15 protein-coding genes and 1 tRNA gene are annotated in these 19,229 nt (G+C 68.9%); 11 read left to right on the top strand and 5 right to left on the bottom strand.

The annotated features are described in order from the left end of the window. Positions 1–22: 22 nt before the first annotated feature. The 3 genes from Q0581_RS03500 to Q0581_RS03490 all read left to right on the top strand — a co-directional run bounded on the left by Q0581_RS03500 (position 23) and on the right by Q0581_RS03490 (position 3,463). On the top strand, positions 23–2,341 hold the full coding sequence (locus tag Q0581_RS03500; RefSeq protein ID WP_298697634.1) for a tetratricopeptide repeat protein: 2,319 nt from the start codon (positions 23–25) through the stop codon (positions 2,339–2,341). Positions 2,342–2,424: 83 nt separating this feature from the next. Beyond that, a complete protein-coding gene (locus Q0581_RS03495; RefSeq protein WP_298697633.1) occupies positions 2,425–3,066 on the top strand; it encodes an ATP-dependent Clp protease proteolytic subunit in 642 nt (213 codons plus the stop codon). 76 nt (positions 3,067–3,142) lie between these two features. Beyond that, a complete protein-coding gene (locus Q0581_RS03490) occupies positions 3,143–3,463 on the top strand; it encodes a hypothetical protein (RefSeq protein ID WP_298697631.1) in 321 nt (106 codons plus the stop codon). Here the strand turns inward: Q0581_RS03490 and Q0581_RS03485 are convergent. Next, positions 3,460–4,107, bottom strand: a complete 648-nt coding sequence (locus Q0581_RS03485; protein WP_298697629.1) for an HAD-IB family hydrolase — start codon at positions 4,105–4,107, stop codon at positions 3,460–3,462. The genes Q0581_RS03490 and Q0581_RS03485 overlap by 4 nt on opposite strands. A 189-nt stretch (positions 4,108–4,296) precedes the next feature. On the opposite strand from Q0581_RS03485, the gene clpX reads away from it, so the two are divergent. Continuing rightward, entirely contained in the window at positions 4,297–5,571 is a 1,275-nt protein-coding gene (clpX, locus tag Q0581_RS03480; RefSeq protein WP_298697628.1) for an ATP-dependent Clp protease ATP-binding subunit ClpX, read from the top strand. 82 nt (positions 5,572–5,653) lie between these two features. On the opposite strand, the gene Q0581_RS03475 is transcribed toward clpX, so the two are convergent. Then, positions 5,654–5,974, bottom strand: a complete 321-nt coding sequence (locus tag Q0581_RS03475) for a hypothetical protein (RefSeq protein WP_298697626.1) — start codon at positions 5,972–5,974, stop codon at positions 5,654–5,656. A gap of 359 nt (positions 5,975–6,333) precedes the next feature. On the opposite strand from Q0581_RS03475, the gene lon reads away from it, so the two are divergent. From lon to Q0581_RS03460, 3 genes are all read left to right on the top strand, one after another. After that, a complete protein-coding gene (gene lon, locus Q0581_RS03470; RefSeq protein ID WP_298697625.1) occupies positions 6,334–8,745 on the top strand; it encodes an endopeptidase La in 2,412 nt (803 codons plus the stop codon). Positions 8,746–8,852: 107 nt separating this feature from the next. After that, a tRNA-Val gene (locus tag Q0581_RS03465) sits at positions 8,853–8,929 on the top strand. A 60-nt stretch (positions 8,930–8,989) separates the two neighbouring features. Further along, a complete protein-coding gene (locus Q0581_RS03460; protein WP_298697623.1) occupies positions 8,990–10,606 on the top strand; it encodes a tetratricopeptide repeat protein in 1,617 nt (538 codons plus the stop codon). Here Q0581_RS03460 and Q0581_RS03455 read toward each other — a convergent pair whose 3' ends face one another. Beyond that, complete coding sequence (locus Q0581_RS03455; protein WP_298697621.1) at positions 10,607–13,786, bottom strand: autotransporter outer membrane beta-barrel domain-containing protein; 3,180 nt, start codon at positions 13,784–13,786, stop codon at positions 10,607–10,609. A gap of 194 nt (positions 13,787–13,980) precedes the next feature. On the opposite strand from Q0581_RS03455, the gene Q0581_RS03450 reads away from it, so the two are divergent. The 4 genes from Q0581_RS03450 (at position 13,981) to Q0581_RS03435 (ending at position 17,010) form a co-directional block, all read left to right on the top strand. Beyond that, positions 13,981–14,862: an SPFH domain-containing protein gene (locus tag Q0581_RS03450; protein ID WP_298697619.1), complete on the top strand. Its 882-nt coding sequence runs from the start codon at positions 13,981–13,983 to the stop codon at positions 14,860–14,862. 43 nt (positions 14,863–14,905) lie between these two features. Next, the gene (locus Q0581_RS03445) at positions 14,906–15,058 is read left to right on the top strand and encodes a hypothetical protein (RefSeq protein WP_298697618.1); all 153 of its coding nucleotides are present in this window, start codon (positions 14,906–14,908) and stop codon (positions 15,056–15,058) included. Positions 15,059–15,170: 112 nt separating this feature from the next. Next, positions 15,171–16,427 carry a glycosyltransferase gene (locus tag Q0581_RS03440; RefSeq protein ID WP_298697616.1) on the top strand — a complete coding sequence of 419 codons (1,257 nt, stop codon included), beginning with the start codon at positions 15,171–15,173 and terminating at the stop codon, positions 16,425–16,427. Between the two features lie 58 nt (positions 16,428–16,485). Beyond that, positions 16,486–17,010 carry a histidine phosphatase family protein gene (locus Q0581_RS03435; RefSeq protein ID WP_298697614.1) on the top strand — a complete coding sequence of 175 codons (525 nt, stop codon included), beginning with the start codon at positions 16,486–16,488 and terminating at the stop codon, positions 17,008–17,010. Positions 17,011–17,020: 10 nt separating this feature from the next. Here Q0581_RS03435 and Q0581_RS03430 read toward each other — a convergent pair whose 3' ends face one another. Next, positions 17,021–18,775 carry a M56 family metallopeptidase gene (locus tag Q0581_RS03430; RefSeq protein WP_298697612.1) on the bottom strand — a complete coding sequence of 585 codons (1,755 nt, stop codon included), beginning with the start codon at positions 18,773–18,775 and terminating at the stop codon, positions 17,021–17,023. Continuing rightward, the gene (locus tag Q0581_RS03425) at positions 18,772–19,146 is read right to left on the bottom strand and encodes a BlaI/MecI/CopY family transcriptional regulator (protein ID WP_298697610.1); all 375 of its coding nucleotides are present in this window, start codon (positions 19,144–19,146) and stop codon (positions 18,772–18,774) included. Before Q0581_RS03425 ends, Q0581_RS03430 begins: the two co-directional genes overlap by 4 nt. Between the last annotated feature and the right edge of the window lie 83 nt (positions 19,147–19,229).

Below are 19,229 nucleotides of genomic sequence, written 5' to 3'. Positions count from 1 at the left end.
CTATGCCGGCATGAGGCGGGCCATGATGATTCGAGCGATGGGGTGCGCGGCGCTGCTGGCGCTGGCGATCAACAGCGGCGCCTGGGCGCAGACGCCGGAGCCCGCCGCCGCGGCGCCCGCCGTCGATCCCGAGGTGGAGCGCATCCTGGGCCTGGCCCAGCAGGGGATGGAGCTGGAGCGCGCCGGGCGATACGCCGAGGCCCTGCCGCCGTTGGGCGAGGCCTATCAGGTTCTGGCGCGGCAGGCGCCGCCGCAGAACCGCTGGCGGCTGAATACGGCGCTCAGCCTGGCCAATTCGCTGGACCGGCTGCGTCGGCGCAGCGAGGCGGCGAACATTCTGGCCCATGAGAATCAGGCCCTGATCGACGCGGGCCAGGACGCGGCGACCGACGCGCCCTTCGTCGCCTATGCCCTGGCGCGGGTGCTGAACAACGACAACCGGTTCGAAGAGGCGGGCGTGGCGGCCCAGCGCGCCTGTGATCTGTACGCCCGGCCCGAGCATGGGTCGAACACCGAACGCTGCCGGCAACTGGACACGGTGCGGGCCGAGGCGGGCATGCCGGTGCAACTGACGCCCCAGCAGAGCGCAGAGGTCCAGGCCCGCCGCGACATGCGCGATGTGACCGCAGGGATGGAAAGCGGCGATACGGCGCGGGTAGAGGCGGCGTTCGGGCGTCTTCTGGCCTGGTACGACGCCACGGACGGCGCCACGGCTCCGCTGACGCTGGAACTGCGGGGCCTGAGGGCCGATTGGCTGCGCGGGCTGGGGCGGATGGACGAGGCGCTGGCCGAGGCCGGCGCGGTGCACGCTCTGTCGGCCCAGACCCACGGTCCGGCCGACGCCGGAACCCTGAAACTGCTGGACGCTTATGTTCGCACCGTCCTGGCGGCCGGACAGGCGGACGAGGCCTTTGCGCGTCTGGATGCGGCCCAGGTCGCCGTGATCCAGGCCAGGGGCGCCGGTTCGGTCGAGGCGCTGCGCCTGGCCACCTGGCGGGCGGATCTGTTGCAGGGCGTCGGCCGCTACGCCGCGGCGACCCAGGTGCTGGAGACGGCCCTGGCGGCCGCCCAGGTTCCGGCCAGCGACCCGGACCGGCTGGGCGCGCGCATCAGTCAGGCCGCGCTGCTGCCCTTGCAGGGCCAGCACCGGGCGGGCGTCGAGGCCCTGATCGCCCTGCTGGCCGAACAGGGCGACGTCGAGGGCGTGGACCAGACGCGGTTGAACCAGGCCCGCATCGCCCTGGCCGAAGGGCTGATGATCGACAATCGAGCCGGCGAGGCCGAGCAGATTCTGGACAGCGCGCTGGAGGTCTGGCCCGCCGATGCGCGCAAGACGATGCAGTCGCGGGCCGTGGCCCTGATGCTGATGTCGATGGTGCGGCGACAGCAGGCGCGCATCCCCGCCGCCCTGGAACTGGCGCGTGAAGCGGAAGGCGTTCTGGCCACCCGCGCGCCGACCAGCCTGTATCGCATCCGTGCGCTGCGGAACCTGGGGTCGGTCCTGATCGAAGCGGAACGCTATGCCGAGGCGGGCGAGGTGCTGCGCGACACGGCAGCGCTGGAGGCCCGCATCCTGGGCGAAGATCACCCCGAGATCGCCACCACCCTGCTGGCCCTGGCCGAGTCGCAATATGAGGCGGGCGCGCTGGATGCGGCGGCGGCCACCATGACCCGGGCCGTGCTGCAGGCCGAACGCCAGTTCGGGCGCGGGCACATGTTCGTGGGCTCGGCCTATAATCAGGCGGCGCTGCTGGCCTGGCGCGCCGATCAGATGGACGAGGCCGGGCGGCTGATCGACATCGCGGTGGACAGCTATTCGGCGTCGCTGGGGGCCGACAATCTGCAGACCCTGCGGGCGCGATCGAACCAGGCGGCGATCATGGCCGAAAGCGGTCGCCGGACCGAGGCGGCGACGGCCTATCAGGCCTTGCTAGACACCCGTATCCGCCTGCTGGGGCGCGACCATGTCGAAGTCGCGGGCATGATGTTCAACATCGCCATGCAGATGCAGCCCGAACTGTCCGCCGATCAGGCCGAGGAGATGCTGCATCACGCGGTGGATGTCGGCCGGGCCCAGCTGGCGCCCGGCGACCCGGATCGCATGCTGTGGGAAAGCGGCCTGGCGCGGCAGTATCTGGCCACGGGCCGGGCGGATCAGGCCCTGCCGCTGCTGCGCGATGTGGGGCGCGAGGCGACGGCGCGGCCTGGGCGGCTGAGCGTGGAAGAGGTGGGCATGACCGAATCCCAGCGCCTGCGCAGCCTGTTCCGCGCCCAGGTTCGGGCCGCCTGGCGCGTGGCCCATCCGGTGGCTTCGGCGGCGGGTGAACGACCCCTCGCTTGAAACCGGCCCATCAGCGGGCAATATCCTAGCGACGCGGAGCGCGCGCCGATTCGGCCGCCCGCACCTATCCGAGAAGGCCCCGAATGCGCGATCCCATCGAACTGATGAACATGAACCTGGTCCCCATGGTGGTGGAGCAGTCCAGCCGGGGCGAGCGGGCCTTCGACATCTTCTCACGCCTGCTGCGCGAACGGATCATCTTCCTGACCGGCCCGTTCGAAGACGGCATGGCCTCGCTGATCTGCGCCCAGCTGCTGTTCCTGGAATCGGAGAACCCGAAGAAGGAAATCAGCATGTACATCAACAGTCCCGGCGGTCAGGTGACCTCGGCGCTCGCGATCTACGACACCATGCAATACATCAAGTCGCCAGTCTCGACCGTGGTCATGGGCATGGCCGCCTCGGCCGGGTCGCTGATCCTGGCGGCGGGCGAAGCGGGCCAGCGCGTGGCCCTGCCGAACGCCCGCATCATGGTGCACCAGCCCTCGGGCGGCTTCCGGGGCCAGGCCTCGGACATCGAGCGCCACGCCGAAGACATCCGCTACACCAAGAAGCGGCTGAACGAGATCTATGTCCACCACACCGGCCGCACCTATGAAGAGGTCGAAAAGACGCTGGACCGCGACCATTTCATGAGCGCGGACGAGGCCAAGGCGTGGGGCATCGTGGATCACGTCTACGACCGCCGCGAACAGGCCGACGCCGATGGCGTGAAGACGCCCTGATCCTTCTGCGGCCTCAAGACCCGAACAAAGGCGCGTCGCAACCGGCGCGCCTTTTCTTTTGTGCTATCAGGCGCTCATGCAGCACACACGCGACACCAGCGGGACCGTTCTGGTCGATGGCGAAACCTACAGCTGGGAGATCCGCCGCCAGCCCCAGCCGAACGCCGACGGCAGCTGGAACGGCATGGCCATCACCCTGAGGCTGGAAGGCTTCAAGCGCGAGGCCATCGTGCAATTCCCCATGCCCCTGCGCCCCAATGGCCGGCCGGACATGGAAAAGCAGCGCATCAATGTCGAGGCGGTGAAGACGGCCGTCTCCTCGATCATCGAAGCGGGCTGGGAGCCGACCTCGCGCGGCCGGGCCATGGTCTTCGACGTGGACGCCGACGGTCATTAAGGGCGCGAGGTAAACACCCTGAATCCCGCCTCGTCGGCGATGGCCAGCATCTCGGTGTCGCCCGAGGTGTCGCCATAGGCGGCGGCCAGGCGCAGGTCGTCGCCATAGGCGGCGCGCAGGCGGCGCACCTTCTCCTCGCCCCGGCAGTTGGGACCGGCGAAGGCGCCGGTGACGCGGTCGTGGGCGTCGAACACCATCTGGGTGCCCAGCAAGGCCTCGGCCCCCAGGCGGCGGGCGAAGGGGGCGACGGTGGTTTCGGGGCTGGCGGTCACGATCACGCGGTGGGCGCCGCGTTCGCCCCAGGCGTTCCACACGTCTAGGGCGTCGGGCCGCATGAACCGGTCCCAGACCGCGTCGGCGAAGGCGGCGGCCTCCTGTTCCAGCGTTTCGCGCGGCAGGCCGCCCAGGAATTCGCGCGCCGTCGCCGCCTTGATCCGCCCGCGGTCGCGATCTGTGACATAGGCCGCCAGGGCCGGGGCGATGCGCGCCAGGCCCAGCATCCATCCCGCCGCCCCCGCCCGATGGCGCAGAAAGGCGGTGAAGCTGTCGCGCACCGTCAGGGTACCGTCGAAGTCGAAAGCCACGACCGGCGCGCCCGTTGCGCGGGGCTGGCGAAAATCGTCCGGGGCGCCCATGTCAGACATTCGCCGTGATCTCCATCCAGTCTTGTTCCCCAACCGTGCGTCGTTCGGCCCCCTTTGCGGGGTTGTGGCGCGCGTGCGGATGGTTGATTGTCAATTTTAAAGACCTTCGCGCCTAGAGTTCAGGAATCAACGCGGAGGAGGCGCGTTCGGACCCCATATCGGGGACGAATGCGGGAGTGAGAAGGGTCAATGACCAAAGCCGCCGGAACGGACGCCAAGAGCACCCTCTACTGCAGCTTCTGCGGGAAGAGCCAGCATGAGGTCCGCAAGCTGATCGCCGGACCGACCGTGTTCATCTGCGATGAATGCGTCGAACTGTGCATGGATATCATCCGCGAAGAGCACAAGATCGGCTTCGTCAAGGCCAAGGACGGCGTGCCTACGCCCAAGGAGATCCGCGAGGTCCTGGACGACTATGTCATCGGTCAGGCGCACGCCAAGAAGGTGCTGAGCGTCGCGGTGCACAACCACTACAAGCGCCTGAACCACGCGACCAAGTCGAACGACGTGGAGCTGGCCAAGTCGAACATCATGCTGATCGGGCCGACCGGCTCGGGCAAGACGCTGCTGGCCCAGACGCTGGCGCGGATCATCGACGTGCCCTTCACCATGGCCGACGCCACCACCCTGACCGAAGCCGGCTATGTGGGCGAAGACGTCGAGAACATCATCCTGAAGCTGCTTCAGGCCAGCGACTACAACGTCGATCGGGCCCAGCGCGGCATTGTCTACATCGACGAAATCGACAAGATTTCGCGCAAGTCCGACAACCCCTCGATCACCCGCGACGTGTCAGGCGAGGGCGTTCAGCAGGCCCTGCTGAAGATCATGGAAGGCACGGTCGCCTCCGTGCCGCCCCAGGGCGGCCGCAAGCATCCGCAGCAGGAGTTCCTGCAGGTCGACACCGCCAACATCCTGTTCATCGTCGGCGGCGCCTTTGCGGGCCTGGAGAAGGTGATCCAGGCGCGCGGCGACGCGGCCTCCATCGGCTTCGGCGCTCGGGTCAAGGACGTGGACGAACGCCGCACCGGCGACATCCTGCGCGGGGTCGAGCCTGACGATCTGATGAGGTTCGGCCTGATTCCTGAATTCATCGGCCGTCTGCCGGTTCTGGCGACACTGGAAGACCTGGACGAAGCGGCGCTGATCATGATCCTGACCGAGCCGAAGAACGCTCTGGTCAAGCAGTACAAGCGCCTGTTCGAGATGGAGAATGTCGAACTGACCTTCACCGACGACGCCCTGAACGCCGTCGCCAAGAAGGCCATCACGCGCAAGACCGGCGCGCGCGGCCTGCGCTCGATCCTGGAAGGCGTCCTGCTGGAGACCATGTTCGAACTGCCGACCTTCGAAGGCGTCGAAGAGGTGGTGGTCAACGCCGAGGTGATCGAAGGCAAGGCTCAGCCGCTGCTGATCTATGCGGAAACCAAGGGCAAGAAGGCCGCCCCCGACAGCGCCGCCTGATCGACGCGCCGCAAACGACACGAACAAGGGCGGGCCCGGCGACGGACCCGCCCTTTTTCACGCGCCTCGTGGTGACGCCGGCTTAGGGCGTGCGGGGATGAAGATTGGTGCTTTCGGCCTTTTCCTTGGCGCCGTCGCGCGTGGCGTCGGAGACGGGGCTGGCGCCAGCGGCCCCGTCCGTCGCGGGCGGCATGGGGTCGTTGGTGGGGTAGGGCGTGGCCGTGTCGGCCGGGGCAGGGGCGCCGGATGTGCGCGCACTGGCCGTCGCGCCCGTCGCGGCGGTTTCGGCGGCCGCATCGACCGCAGCGGCGGCCTCGGTTTCGGTCGGCGTATCGTCGGGCCGGTTGCAGGCCGCGACGGTCAGCAGGGACGCCGCGGCGCCCAGGACGATCAGTGAACGCATCGAATCCTCCATCTGTGGAGCTTCGCTAACGGCCACGGACGGTCAGGGGTTGCCACGAAGCCGGCCGATGCGGCGCCCGGACCACACGGATTTCGCGCGTCTATCGACCCTTATACGCCGCTGACGCCGGTGATGCGGACCTGTCGGGGCGATCAGGCGCACGGATCGTCCAGCGTGGCCGTCTATCCACGACCGCATCGTTCCCGGCGCCCGTTACGCTTGAACCCCGGACGCGCGGGGCCACATACTGTTCCGAACGCCGTCGGAATCGACGGGCCGTCCACGGGGACCGGGCATCGCGCCCGGCGTCCGGGGAACGGCGGGCCGGAGATCAACGAAGGCCCTGGAAAGTACGCATCATGTCCGAGACCCAAACGCCCGAAACCAAGACTCTTCCCGTCCTGCCGCTGCGGGACATCGTCGTCTTTCCGCACATGGTCGTGCCCCTGTTCGTGGGGCGCGAGAAGTCGGTGCGCGCCCTGGACGAGATCATGAAGGGCGAAAAGCAGATCCTGCTGGCGACCCAGAAGAACAGCGTCGATGACGACCCGTCGCCCGACGCCATCTATCCCATCGGGGTGGTGGCCACGGTGCTGCAGCTGCTGAAACTGCCTGATGGCACGGTCAAGGTGCTGGTCGAGGGCAAGAGCCGCGCCCGCCTGACCCGCTTCAGCGACCGCGAAGACTATTTCGAGGCCGACGCCGTCGAGATCGAGGACGAGCCGGGCGATCCGTCCCAGGCCGAGGCCCTGATGCGCGCCGTGGTCGAGCAGTTCGAAAACTATGTGAAGCTGAACAAGAAGGTCCCGCCCGAGGCCCTCAGCGCCATTCCCCAGATCACCGAGCCGGCCAAGCTGGCCGACAGCGTCGCCGCCCATCTGTCGGTCAAGATCGCCGACAAACAGGCCCTGCTGGAAACCATCGAGACGCCGCGTCGCCTGGAGAAGGTCTATGGCCTGATGGAGGGCGAGATCAGCGTCCTTCAGGTCGAAAAGAAGATCCGCAGTCGCGTGAAGCGGCAGATGGAGAAGACCCAGCGCGAATATTATCTGAACGAGCAGATGAAGGCGATCCAGCGCGAGCTGGGCGAAACCGACGACCAGCGCGACGAGATCATGGAGCTGGAACGGCGCATCCGTAAGACGCGCCTGTCCAAGGAAGCGCGGACCAAGGCGGAGGCCGAGGTCAAGAAGCTGCGCAACATGTCGCCCATGTCGGCGGAATCGACCGTGGTGCGCAACTACCTCGACTGGCTGCTGTCGATCCCGTGGGGCAAGGCCAAGCAGAAGCCCATCGACCTGAACAAGGCCGAGGCCATTCTGGAAGAGGATCACTTCGGCCTGGAGAAGGTGAAGGAGCGCATCCTGGAATATCTGGCGGTCCAGGCGCGCACCGGCACGCTGAAGGGGCCGATCCTGTGCCTGGTCGGCCCTCCGGGCGTCGGCAAGACCTCTCTGGCCAAGTCGATCGCCAAGGCGACGGGGCGTGAATACGTCCGCATGTCCCTGGGCGGGGTGCGCGACGAGGCCGAGATCCGCGGCCACCGCCGCACCTACATCGGCTCCATGCCCGGCAAGATCATCCAGTCGATGAAGAAGGCCAAGACGACCAACGCCTTCATCCTGCTGGACGAGATCGACAAACTGGGCGCCGACTGGCGCGGCGACCCCTCGTCGGCCCTGCTGGAGGTGCTGGACCCGGCCCAGAACTCGACCTTCGGCGACCACTATCTGGAGGTCGACTACGACCTGTCGAACATCATGTTCGTGACCACGGCCAACAGCCTGAACATGCCCCAGCCCCTGATGGACCGGATGGAGATCATCCGGGTCAGCGGCTACACCGAGGACGAGAAGGTCGAGATCGCCAAACGCCACGTCCTGCCCAAGCTGTTGCAGGATCACGGGCTGAAGGACGGCGAACTGATCGTGCCGGACGCGGCCATCCGCGACCTGATCCGCTACTACACCCGCGAAGCCGGCGTGCGGTCGCTGGAGCGCGCCCTGGGCGGCCTGGCCCGCAAGGCGGTGCGTGAAATGGCGACGTCGAAACTCGTCTCGATCACCGTCGATGACGCCAAGCTGGCCGAATACGCCGGGGTCAAGAAATACCGCTATGGCGAGACGGACGCCGAGGATCAGGTCGGCATCGTCACCGGCCTGGCCTGGACCGAGTTCGGCGGCGACATCCTGACCATCGAGGCGATCAAGATGCCGGGCCGCGGTCGCATGACCGTGACCGGCAATCTGAAGGAGGTCATGAAGGAGTCCATCTCGGCCGCCGCCAGCTATGTGCGCGCCCGCGCCCTGGCCTTCGGGGTCAAGCCGCCGGTGTTCGAGAAGACCGACATCCACGTGCACGTGCCGGACGGCGCCACGCCCAAGGACGGCCCCTCGGCCGGCGTGGCCATGACCGTGGCCATGGTCTCGGTCCTGACCGGCATCCCCATCCGCAAGGACATCGCCATGACCGGCGAGATCACCCTGCGCGGCCGGGTCACCGCCATCGGCGGCCTGAAGGAGAAGCTGCTGGCGGCCCTGCGCTCGGGCGTGAAGACGGTGCTGATCCCGCAGGAGAACGAGAAGGACCTGGCCGATGTGCCCGACAATGTGAAGTCGGCGCTGGAGATCGTGCCCGTCTCGACCGCCGACGAGGCGCTGAAATGGGCCCTGACCGGAACCCTGACGCCGGTGGAATGGGACGAGGCGACCGAACCCCTGCCGCCCCAGGCGCCGCCCGCGCCCGATGGCGGGGCGGTGGTCAGCCACTGATCGTCCGACACGGCTGAAGACAGAACGCGGTCCGGTTCGCCGGGCCGCGTTTTGCGTTGTCCGGCGGCTTGAACCGGCGCGCCCATGCGGGCATGAGCGGCGGGGAAGGGCGGCTAGCTCAGCTGGTCAGAGCACCTCGTTTACACCGAGGGGGTCGGGGGTTCGAACCCCTCGCCGCCCACCATTCCTGACCGTCATTCCGGGCTGCTTGCATCGGCGTCGGCATGACGGGATAGTCGCGGTCATGATCGCCGCCGCCAGCCTGGCTGTCCTGATGATCGCCGGCGCGCCCGTTCCGGTTGTCGCCGTGCAGGACGCGACGGCGCAGGGCGTGGCGTTCGAACCCGCCGACATCTTCGCCATACCCCCCGCCGTGCGTGCGCCGACCGACGACGAAACGGCCCAGATCGAACGCCTGGTGGGCGAGGCCGAGACGGCGCGCGACGCCGAGCGGTTCGACGAGGCGATCCAGAAGGCCGGCGAACTGGTCGCCATCGCCGAGGCCACCTATGGTCCGCACCACCCCGTTACGGCGTCCAGCCGCAACATCATCGGCCAGATCCTGTATGTCCGGGGCGACATCGATGGGGCCGGCGCCGTGTTTCAGCAGGGGCTGGAGGATCGCCGCGCCGCCCTGGGCGACGCCCACCCGGACGTGGCCGAAAGCCTGAACAACCTGGCCTCGGTCGCCTCGCGCCAGGGACGGCTGGACGTCTCGATGGCGCGCATCCAGCAGGCGGTCCAGGTCTGGATCGCCGCCTATGGCGAGGATCATCCCGATGTGCTGGAGGGGCTGAAGAACCTGGGCTGGAGCCACTATGACCAGGGCCAGTACGCCCAGGCCGAGGCCGCGTTTCGCCGCGCCGACGCGGTGGCGGGGCGACTGTTCGGGCCGGACGATCCGCGCCGCGCCACCGCCCAGACGGCCCTGGGCAACACCCTGTCCAGTCTGGGTCGGTTCGACGAGGCCGAGGCGGCCTATCGTGCGGCGGTGGCGGCCTATGTCAGGCCCGGCGCCGCTCCGACGACCGCGGCGGGTCTGGCGCTGAACGGCCTGGGCAATATCCGCGGGCTGAAGGGCGACCATCTGGAGGCGGCCGACCTGTTCCGCCAGACGACCGAGATCATGGGCGCGGTTCTGGGCGCCGACCACGCCTTTGTCGGGGCGTCGCTGACCCATGCGGGCGAATCCCTGTTCCGCGCCGGTCAGGCCCAGCGCGCCGAACCCCTGTTGCGACGCGGGCTGGAAATCCGCGAGGCGCGCAACGGCGTCGAGCACAGCGAGACCCAGCTGACCCGCCTGCGCCTGGCCGAGGTGCTGTTGGCCCAGGACCGGCCGCTGGAGGCCGAATCCCTGTCACGCCGCGCCGTGGCGGGCCTGCAGACGGCGCTGGGGGCGGATCATCTGGAAACCACCCGCGCGCGTCAGGTGTGGGCCCAGGCCCTGGGCGCCAATGGTCAGACCCAGGCCGCGTTGGATCAGGCGAAACAGGCGCTGACCGCCCTGGAATCGCGGCCGGCCGATGATCCCTATGTGCTGGATGCGCGGGGGCGACTGGCGGTGCTGATGCGGCGCAGCGGCGATGCCGGAACTGCGCTGACGGTGTTGGGCGAAACGCCAGAGGCCGCCGAGCAGCGGCTGGGCGCCCGGCACCCCGCCAGCCTGAGCTATCGGTCCGAGCGCGCGGAAATCCTGGCGGACATGAACCAGGGGGCGGCGGCGTGGCGCGAATTGGGGCAGGGGGCGCTGGCGGGCGATCCGCGCGCTTCCGGTCTGCTGGACTCCGGCGCGCGCGCGACCGCGATGCGCCGCGCCAGCCGCCTGAAGGTCCGGGCGGCCTGGATCGCCGCCGCCGACTGATCAGAAGCGGAAGCTGGCCCGCAGCAGCAGGGTGTAGCGGACGTAGTTTTCCAGCTTCTCGGCGTCCGCCGCGATGGTCAGCATGCCCAGTTCGTTGCCGACCGCCACGCGCAGCCCCAGCATGGGGCCGCCGCCCTTGATGCTGGCCGGCGACAGGATGAAGTCCGGGCCGCCCGAGGCGAAGCGGGCGATGGTTTCACCGGCGTCGACCGACAGGTTCTGGCGCCAGCCGACCCGCAGTTCCGGCCGCAGCCAGCCGTTCTGACCGAAGCCATAGCCGACGTTGACCGCCGCAACGGTCGAGAACATGTGGCCGTCGCGCTCGTCGATATCCAGGTCGAAGCCGTCACCGCCGCCGCGTTCGACGCGCGCATCCTCGCTGAGCGAGAAATATTCGGCATAGAGTTCGGGCCGGATGTTCCAGCGACCCATGTTGCGCTCGTACGAAACGCCGCCCGCCGCCGCCAGGGTGAAGCCGTTCCAGCTGGATTCGTTACGCAGGTTCAGGCCCGAGCCGACCAGCTGGCGCGTCGCGTCGAAGGTGGCGTAGCCGGCCGCGGCCCGCGCCCAGGTGGTCCAGTACTGGCCCTGAGCGCGCCAGTACAGGCCCAGTTCGATCAGGCTGGCCGACAGAACCTCTTCGGCCTCGGCCTCGGGGTCTTCCAAATCGGACGAGGTGAAGGCCACCGACAGGCCGAAGGCGCCGTTGCGGGTGCCCCGCTCGATGCCGCCCGCGACGCCGAAGCCTTCCGAGCGGAAGCCGTAGGTGTCGGTCTTGTCCTTGTCGGCGTAGAAGTTGATCTCCTGCAGCCAGGCGCTGGTTTCGCCCGGCGCGGCCGAAGCGTTGCGGCCGGTCAGGGCGCGGGTCACCGCATCGACGCCCGAGGCCAGCGACAGCAGCGGTCCGCCCGAGTGGTCGGGCAGCATCTGTTCGTACAGGTTGATGAAGCCGTCGCGGCCGGTCTGGCCCAGATAGGCGTTGCGCAGGGCGTCACTGTCGCCCAGGGCGCGATAGAAGGCGTCGAAGGCCGAGGTTTCGACCCCGCTCAGCCCGGCTTCCTGGGCCGTGCGACGGCGCGCGTCGATGTAGATGTCGCCCGCCGCGACGTCGGCGCCCGCGCTGACGACATAGAGGTAGGGCGAGTTGGCCTGTACCGCGGCCTGATCCAGCGTACCGCCCATGATCAGGGTGTTGGCGCTGATGATATTGAAGCGTTCCGGGCCGTCCAGAAGCGAAGCGAACCGCACGCCCACGCCCGCGCCATTGGCCACGGTGGCCGTGCCGCTGACATTGAAGCCCGAGTTGGAGCTGTTGGCGGGATCCAGGGTGACCAGAAGGTCGCCCTGGGCGCCGATGTTCAGGCTGGTGACGTTCAACTGACCGGCCTGGCGCGCTTCCAGCGTGCCATTGGCGATGTTGATGTCCAACAGGCCGTCGGTGTCGGACAGGGCGCCGCGCACAACGGCGCCGCCGGTGATGTCCAGACGGTCCGCGCCGGCGCCGAAGCTGATCGCGCCCTCGACCACGCCATTGCGGATATCCAGCACGTCCGCGCCCGAACCCAGGCGGATATCGCCCAGGATTTCCGGTTCCTGCGCGTCCGGCACGCCGTCGCCGTCGGTGTCGGGATTGTCGGCGTTCACCGTGCCCGTCGTGCCCGACTGGATCAGGGTGAGACCGGTGGTGTTGGCGCGGGCGTCAATCGCCGTGACCGTGCCGGTCATCGCGTCGCCCTTGTCGTTCGGCGACAGGTTGGCCTGGATGGAGCCCGTATTGGTCAGGCTGGTCAGGGTTCCGCTGAGATCACGGATGGCCGTGACATCGGCCGTACCGCCCGACGAGACGGCCAGGATCTGACCCGAGTTGGTGATGGAATTCAGCGTGGCGCCGGCGTCGATCTGAATCGCCGTCGAACGGTGCGCGCCCTGGGTGGCGACGCCGGACGAAATGGCCAGGATGTTGACCAGGCTGTCGGCGGACGCCCCTTCGCCGAAGCGCAGGGTGGTGGCGTCGGCCTTGTTGGCCAGTGAGGCGATGGTGCCTTCGTTGCGAACACCGCCAACGATATCGACAGTGCGGCCCGCGACGCCGCCGAACAGCAGGCCATTGGCCTGGACGCCTTCATAGACGCCCTGGCCAGAGATGGAGCCGCGGTTGATGAAGCCGAACGCCTTGTCGCCCGTGCCGACGACGCCCAGGGTGATGTCCTGAGTGTCCGAGGCGACCACGATGGCCGGGGCGGAACCGAAGACGTTGACCGTGGCGGTGCCTTCGGCGGCGTCGCCGATCCCGTCGCCGTCTTCATCGTTGTTGGCGTTGTCGTTGTTGACCGGGGGCTTTTCGAGAATGACGCCGCCCAGCACGCTGGCCCCGATCACGACGGCGGACCCGCTTTGCAGCTTGTCCTCGGGCTCAAGCCCCGCGACGAAGGCGTCGGATCCCAGAGCGGTGTAGCGATAGCCGGTGGCCGAGATGTCGCTTTGCAGCGTCAGCATGCCGCCGACGTCGCCGGTGATGGACACGGCGGTCGAACCTGCGCCGGTCGCCGAAATCGGCCCGCCCAGATAGACGCCGCCCGAAATGTCGCCCGAGGAGCGGAAGGCGATCGAGTTGTCGCCCGTCACCCGCATGGTGCCCAGCGAGAAGAACGAGCCGACCAGGTCCGATTCGATCGAGACCGCGTAGGAGTTGTTGCCCTCGACCAGCAGGGTGCCGCTGGCCTCGATGCTGATGTTGGCGGTGACCGGGCCGGCGCCGTTGACACGCAGGCCGTAACGATCCGAACCCTTGGCCCAGGGACCGTCCAGGTCGCCGTCCTTGTCGTCGTCGGGATAGAATTCCAGGTCGTCGCTGATCGTGACCGAGCCGCCGATGACGATCGTGCCGGGGTTGGAGCCGGTCACCAGAATGCCGGTCGAGCCGTTGGCCGAGGCCAGCATCGAGATGGACGAGCCGCTGTCCAGGTCCAGGCCGTGGTTCGAATTGACCGTCACGGCCACGCCGGAGGTCACATTGACGTTGCCGCCGCTGGCGAAACGGATGCTGTCGGGGCCGGAACCGGTCGCGTTCGCGGTGGTGATCGGGGTCGTGCGCGAGGTGTTGATGACCACCTCGGCCTGCGTGCCCGTAGCCGCCATCAGGGGGGCGATGGCCACCGCCGCCGCGAGCAGATTACGCATTCGGAAACAACCTCTATGGACACGCGAAGCCGAGCGCCGCCGATCCTCTAACAGGGTCCGCGCCACGATGCCTCAAGTTTCTCGAATTTGAGGCGAATGCAAGGCCGGGCTTTGTGCGGACGACCTGAAACAAGGGGACTTGCCAGAGTTGAAATCGAAGTGATATCACTTTGATGTCTGTTCAGGAGGGCGACATGACCGAAACCCACACCCGTTCCACCGAAACGCCCGCGCGCACGGCCAATGGCGTGCTGATGCTGCTTGTCGGCCTGGCGCTGATCGTCGTCGGGCCTCTGGCGATCGTCGCGAACAAGGGCGATCCCGCCATGATCGGTTTTGCCGCCATTTCGGGTACGGTCGGCCTGTTCCTGCTGTGCGGCCTGTATTCGCTGCAGCCGAACGAGGCGATGGCCATTCTGCTGTTCGGAGACTATCGCGGCACGGATCGGAAGCCCGGCCTGCGCTGGGTTCTGCCCTGGTACAGCCGCAAGAAGATCAGCCTGCGGGTCCGCAACCTGACCTCGGACAAGCTGAAGGTGAACGACAAGCGGGGCAATCCGATCGAGATCGCCGCCAATGTGGTCTGGCGGGTCGAGGATTCGGCCCAGGCCCTGTTCGACGTCGACGATTTCCAGCAGTTCGTGAACATCCAGGTCGACACGGGCCTGCGCGACCTGGCCTCGCACTACGCCTATGACCATGGCGAGGAGCACGAACTGACCCTGCGCGCCGACGCCGAGGACGTTGCGACCAAGCTGCGCGAAGAACTGGTCGGGCGGGTCAAGGTGGCCGGTGTGGTCGTCGACGAAGCGCGCCTGGCTCACCTGGCCTATGCGCCCGAAATCGCCAGCGCCATGCTGAAGCGCCAGCAGGCCGAGGCCGTGCTGTCGGCCCGTCGCCTGATCGTTCAGGGGGCCGTGGGCATGGTGGAAAGCGCCCTGACCGATCTGGGCGAGCGCGGCGTGGTCGAGCTGGACGAGGATCGCAAGGCGGCCATGGTCTCGAACCTGCTGGTGGTGCTGTGCGCCGACCGCGAGGCCCAGCCGGTCGTGAACACGGGCACCCTGTACGGCTGACATGGCTCAGGGCCCCAAACCCAAGGCCAGGAAGCCGTTCCTGATGCGGACCAGCCCCGCGCTGATGGCCGCCGTCGAGCGATTGGCGGCGGCCGAGCTGCGGTCGGTCAACGCCCAGGTCGAGGTGCTTTTGCGCGAGGCTTTGACGCGGCGCGGACTGGATGTCGCGGATGATCCGAATGCGGACGCCTCTTGAGCTTGGCGGTCAGCGGCGCTAACGCCCCCTGATGGCCAGGACCGTCCGCCCCAAACGCATCCACAAGCGGAAGCAGGTCGTTCCCGGTTCGCCAACCGATGAAAGCCCCCGCATGAGCATGACCGGCCTGGACGTGCAGGAAAGCGAACTGCGCCTGATCCCCGGATTGGACGAAGAGGTCGCCGATACGCTGCGGGCCATCAAGGCGGCGTCGGCGCGCGATCCGCGCCCGCGCCTGGTGGACACCACCATGCTGTATGCGCCGCGTTCGGGCGGGGTGAAGCGGTATCTGCAATCCAAGCAGGCGTATCTGGCCGCCCATCGCCCCGGCGTCGCCCACAGTCTGGTGGTGCCGGGCCTGCGTCACCACGCCGGGTCGGACGGGGTGATCAAGCTGCATGCCGCCAAACTGCCGTTTGGGGACGGCTATCGCTGGCCCAGTTCGGTGCGAAAGTGGGGCGCCTGGGTCGCCGCGCTGAAGCCCTCGGTGATCGAGGCGGGCGACCCCTATACGCCCGGCCAGGGCGCGCTTGAGGCGGGCCAGAGGGCCGGATGCCCGGTCATCGGCTTCTGCCATTCGGACCCGGCCGGCCTGGCCGCCCTGCATTTCGGCGAATGGGCCAAGAAGCCGGTCGAGAAACGCTGGGCCCGGCTGTTCAGCCAGTTCGACCGCGTGGTGTCGCCCAGCCGCTATATCGCCCGCCGCCTGGAAGAAGCCGGCGTGCGCGACATCGTCATCCGCCCGCTGGGGGTCGAGATCGACACCTTCCGGCCCGACCGGCGTGATCGGGACTGGCTGCTGAAGAAGCTGGGCCTGCCGGCCGAGGCGCGGCTGCTGTGCTTCGCCGGGCGTCCGGCGCGCGAGAAGAACATCGATGTCCTGATCGACGCGGTCCAGAAACTGGGCGCGCCCTATCATCTGGTGCTGGTCGGCGCCGGGGCGGGCCTACCGGCGGAAGATCGGGTCATCGCCCTGCCTTACGAAAAAGACCCGGCCAAGGTGGCGCGCATCATCGCCAGCTGCGACGCCTTCGTGCACGCCAACGACCGCGAGCCGTTCGGCCTGATCGTGCTGGAGGCCATGGCCTGTGGCCGGCCGGTGGTCGGCGTCAACGCCGGCGGCGTGGCCGAGACGGTCGATCCCAGCGTCGGCCAACTGTCGGTCAGCGCCGATCCCGACGACTACGCCCAGGCCATCGAGGCCCTGTTCACGCGCGACATCGAGGCCCTGGGCGCCGCCGCGCGGATGAAGACGGTGGAACAGTTTTCCTGGAACCGCGTGTTCGAGGATCTGTGCCAGGTCTATGGCGAGGTCTCGGGCCAGCGCGCCTTTGTCCAGGCGGTCGCCGACGAACAGGCCGTGCACTGAACATCTGGACAAGCCGGCGTCGCTTGGCCAGCCTCCTGTTCAAACGCGGGAGGATCCCATGAAACCGAATTCCATCATCGCCTTCGCGACGGTCCTGACCCTGCTGGGACAGCCCGCCGTCGCCCAGACCATCATCCTGGCCCGTCACGGCGAGAAGGTGGACGCCAGCGCCGATCCGCTGCTCAGCGAGGCGGGGCAGGCGCGGGCCCAGGCCCTGGCGGCGGCCGTCGTCCAGGCCCGGCTGACGCATGTCTTCTCCACCCCGCTGCAGCGGACGCGCGGCACGGCGGCGCCGGCGGCCCAGGCGGCGGACCTGGAGATCCAGACTCTGTCGCTGGACGGGGGCGGGGCCGCCCATATCGCGCGCACGGCCTCGATCCTGCGCGCGCTTGGGCCGGACGACACGGCCCTGGTGGTGGGACACAGCAACACCATCCCCGAGATCGCCCGCGCCCTGGGCCTGACCGACACGGCGGCCATGAGCGATTGCGAATACGACCGGCTGATCGTCGTGCGCCTGAAGGCCGACGGCGCCGCACAGGCCGTCACCGGCCGTTACGGCGCCCCGACCCAGCCCTGCTGAGCCGCGGAAATCAGGGCCGGGCGCGGGCCGGGGCCTGAACCTGGGCCAGGGTGCGGGTCCGCAGCTGTTCGCCGGCCCGCTCCAGGCTGTCGGCCCCCGAACGCAGATGGGGGATGGCCTCGATCAGATCCTGGTCGGTCACGGTCTCGCCGCGCGCCCGGGCCTCGCGGATCTTGCGGGCGCGATAGGCGGGATCGCCCATGCGGTCGGCTTCCTGACGCATCTGGCGGGCGCCGCGGATCATCTCGTCGCCGCCGGCGACCAGTTCGACCTGGGCGGCGGCCAGTTCGCGCGCCACCTCTTCCTGGATACGGGCCGTGTCGACGCGGACGTTGGCGGCCTCGGCCACGGCGCGGTCGACCTGGGCCTGGATGTTGACGCCCAGGTCGGCCAGGCGCGCCAGGCCGGCGTAGTCGCCGGACGTGGGCAGCGACCGCAGACGCTCCAGTCGGGCCAGGGAGCGGGCGTGGCGCCCGGCCTCGCGGCCGTGCTGTTCGGCGCGCCGGGCATGATCGGCGGCGACAGCGCGGGCTTCATGGGCCGCCTGGCGCGCCTCGGCCCGGGCGCGGTGGACATCGGCGCGGACGGCCGCGCGTTCCGCGTCCGACAGGGCGTCGCCGTCACGGATGACCACGACCTCGCGGCGTTCGTCACGATCGACGATCCGCACGGGTTCGGCCGCATCAGCCTGGGCCTGCTGAGCCACGACCTCGGCGGCGGCGGCTGAAACGGTCGCAGGGGCCGGCGAGGCGTAGGCGTCCTGGACCTGAGGATCGCGGGCGATGAACTCCAGGGCGGCGACGGGCGCGGCCACGGCGGCCACGGCGGCGATGGCGGCGGCGGCGATCCAGGGGCGGGCGGGGGCGGGACGAGGGTCGGACATGACGAGCTTGATCCTTTGCGCGAGAGAGCGGGCCGGCCCGGTCATTCCGACGGCGGGCAGGTGGGTTTGGGACGACTGGGCGGCCATGCCGACCAGGATGCGGGCATAGGTTTCACGGTCGAGGTGGCGCACCACCGCCTCGTCCACGGCGTGTTCCGACAGACGCTCCATTTCGCGGGCGACCAGCCAGACCAGGGGGTTGAACCAGAACAGGGCCGTCACCAGCCGCGACAGGGCCAGGAACAGCCAGTCGGCGCGGCGGATGTGGGCCAGTTCGTGGGCCAGAACGGCCTCGGCCTGGTCCGGGCGGGCCAGCTGGGCCGGAGCGATCAGGATGCGGCCCGGCGGCAGGCCCCAGCTAAGCGGCGCGGCCACGGCGGCCGATACACGCAGGCTGGGCGCGCGACGGGGCGCCAGGCGATTCAGGGGCGCGACCCAGCGGGCGTCTTCGACGGGCCGTCCGCGACGGCTCCACCGCGCCAGCACCGCGACGCCCAGAACGAACCGGCCCGCGATCAGCAGGGCCCCCAGGCTCCAGGCGGCTGCAATCCAGACCCAGGCGGGCGGCGGCGTGATCTGGGCCGTGACGGTGGCGCGCGGCAGGGTCAGGGCCGTCTGCAAAGGCGCCGGGGGCAGGGCGGCCTCAGGGGCGGCCTCGGGCGCGCCGACGGTGGCGGTCGCGGTCGCCGGCTCCAGCACACGCAGCGCCAGGTCCGGTCCCGCCAGGGCGATCAGAGGCAGGACGGCCAGGGCGACCAGGGCGGCGCGCAGAACCTCGACCCGCTCGGCCGCCGGACGCCGGCGCATCAGGGCCGTCAGACCCAGCGCCAGACCCGCGAACAGGACCGATTTGGCCAGGACCAGGGTGAGGGCGGCGATCATTCCCCGCGCTCCTTCGCCTGTTCGATGGCCGATTCCAGCGCGGACAGTTCGTCCGGCGACAGCTGGCGGCTCATGCCCAGCAGGGCGGTGGCCGCGCTGGCGGCCGAGCCGTTGAAAAAGGTGTCGATCAGCCGGGTCAGGGCGCCGGCCGCCACATCGCCCGTGTCGGGCGCGGGCGTGTACAGGTTCGACGGCCCGCCGGGACGGCGCCGCACCAACCCCTTGGCCTCCAGCCGCGACAGCAGGGTGCGGACGGCGGAATCACTGAGCGGATCGGACAGGGCCTGTCGCACCGAGGCGGCCGTGGCCTCTTCCAGGCGGCACAGGGTCTCGAACACCTCGCGCTCGCGTCGGGGCAGGGATTCGATCATCGCCACATGTCTCCGCTACAAAAGTAGCGCCACGTTTGTAGCGAATTGAGGCGGGAATACGGCGGGCGAAATGAACTCGCCGT

The sequence above is a fragment of the uncultured Brevundimonas sp. genome, assembly GCF_937863155.1.
Lineage (GTDB): Bacteria > Pseudomonadota > Alphaproteobacteria > Caulobacterales > Caulobacteraceae > Brevundimonas.
This window is presented reverse-complemented; position numbering and strand designations above follow the sequence as displayed.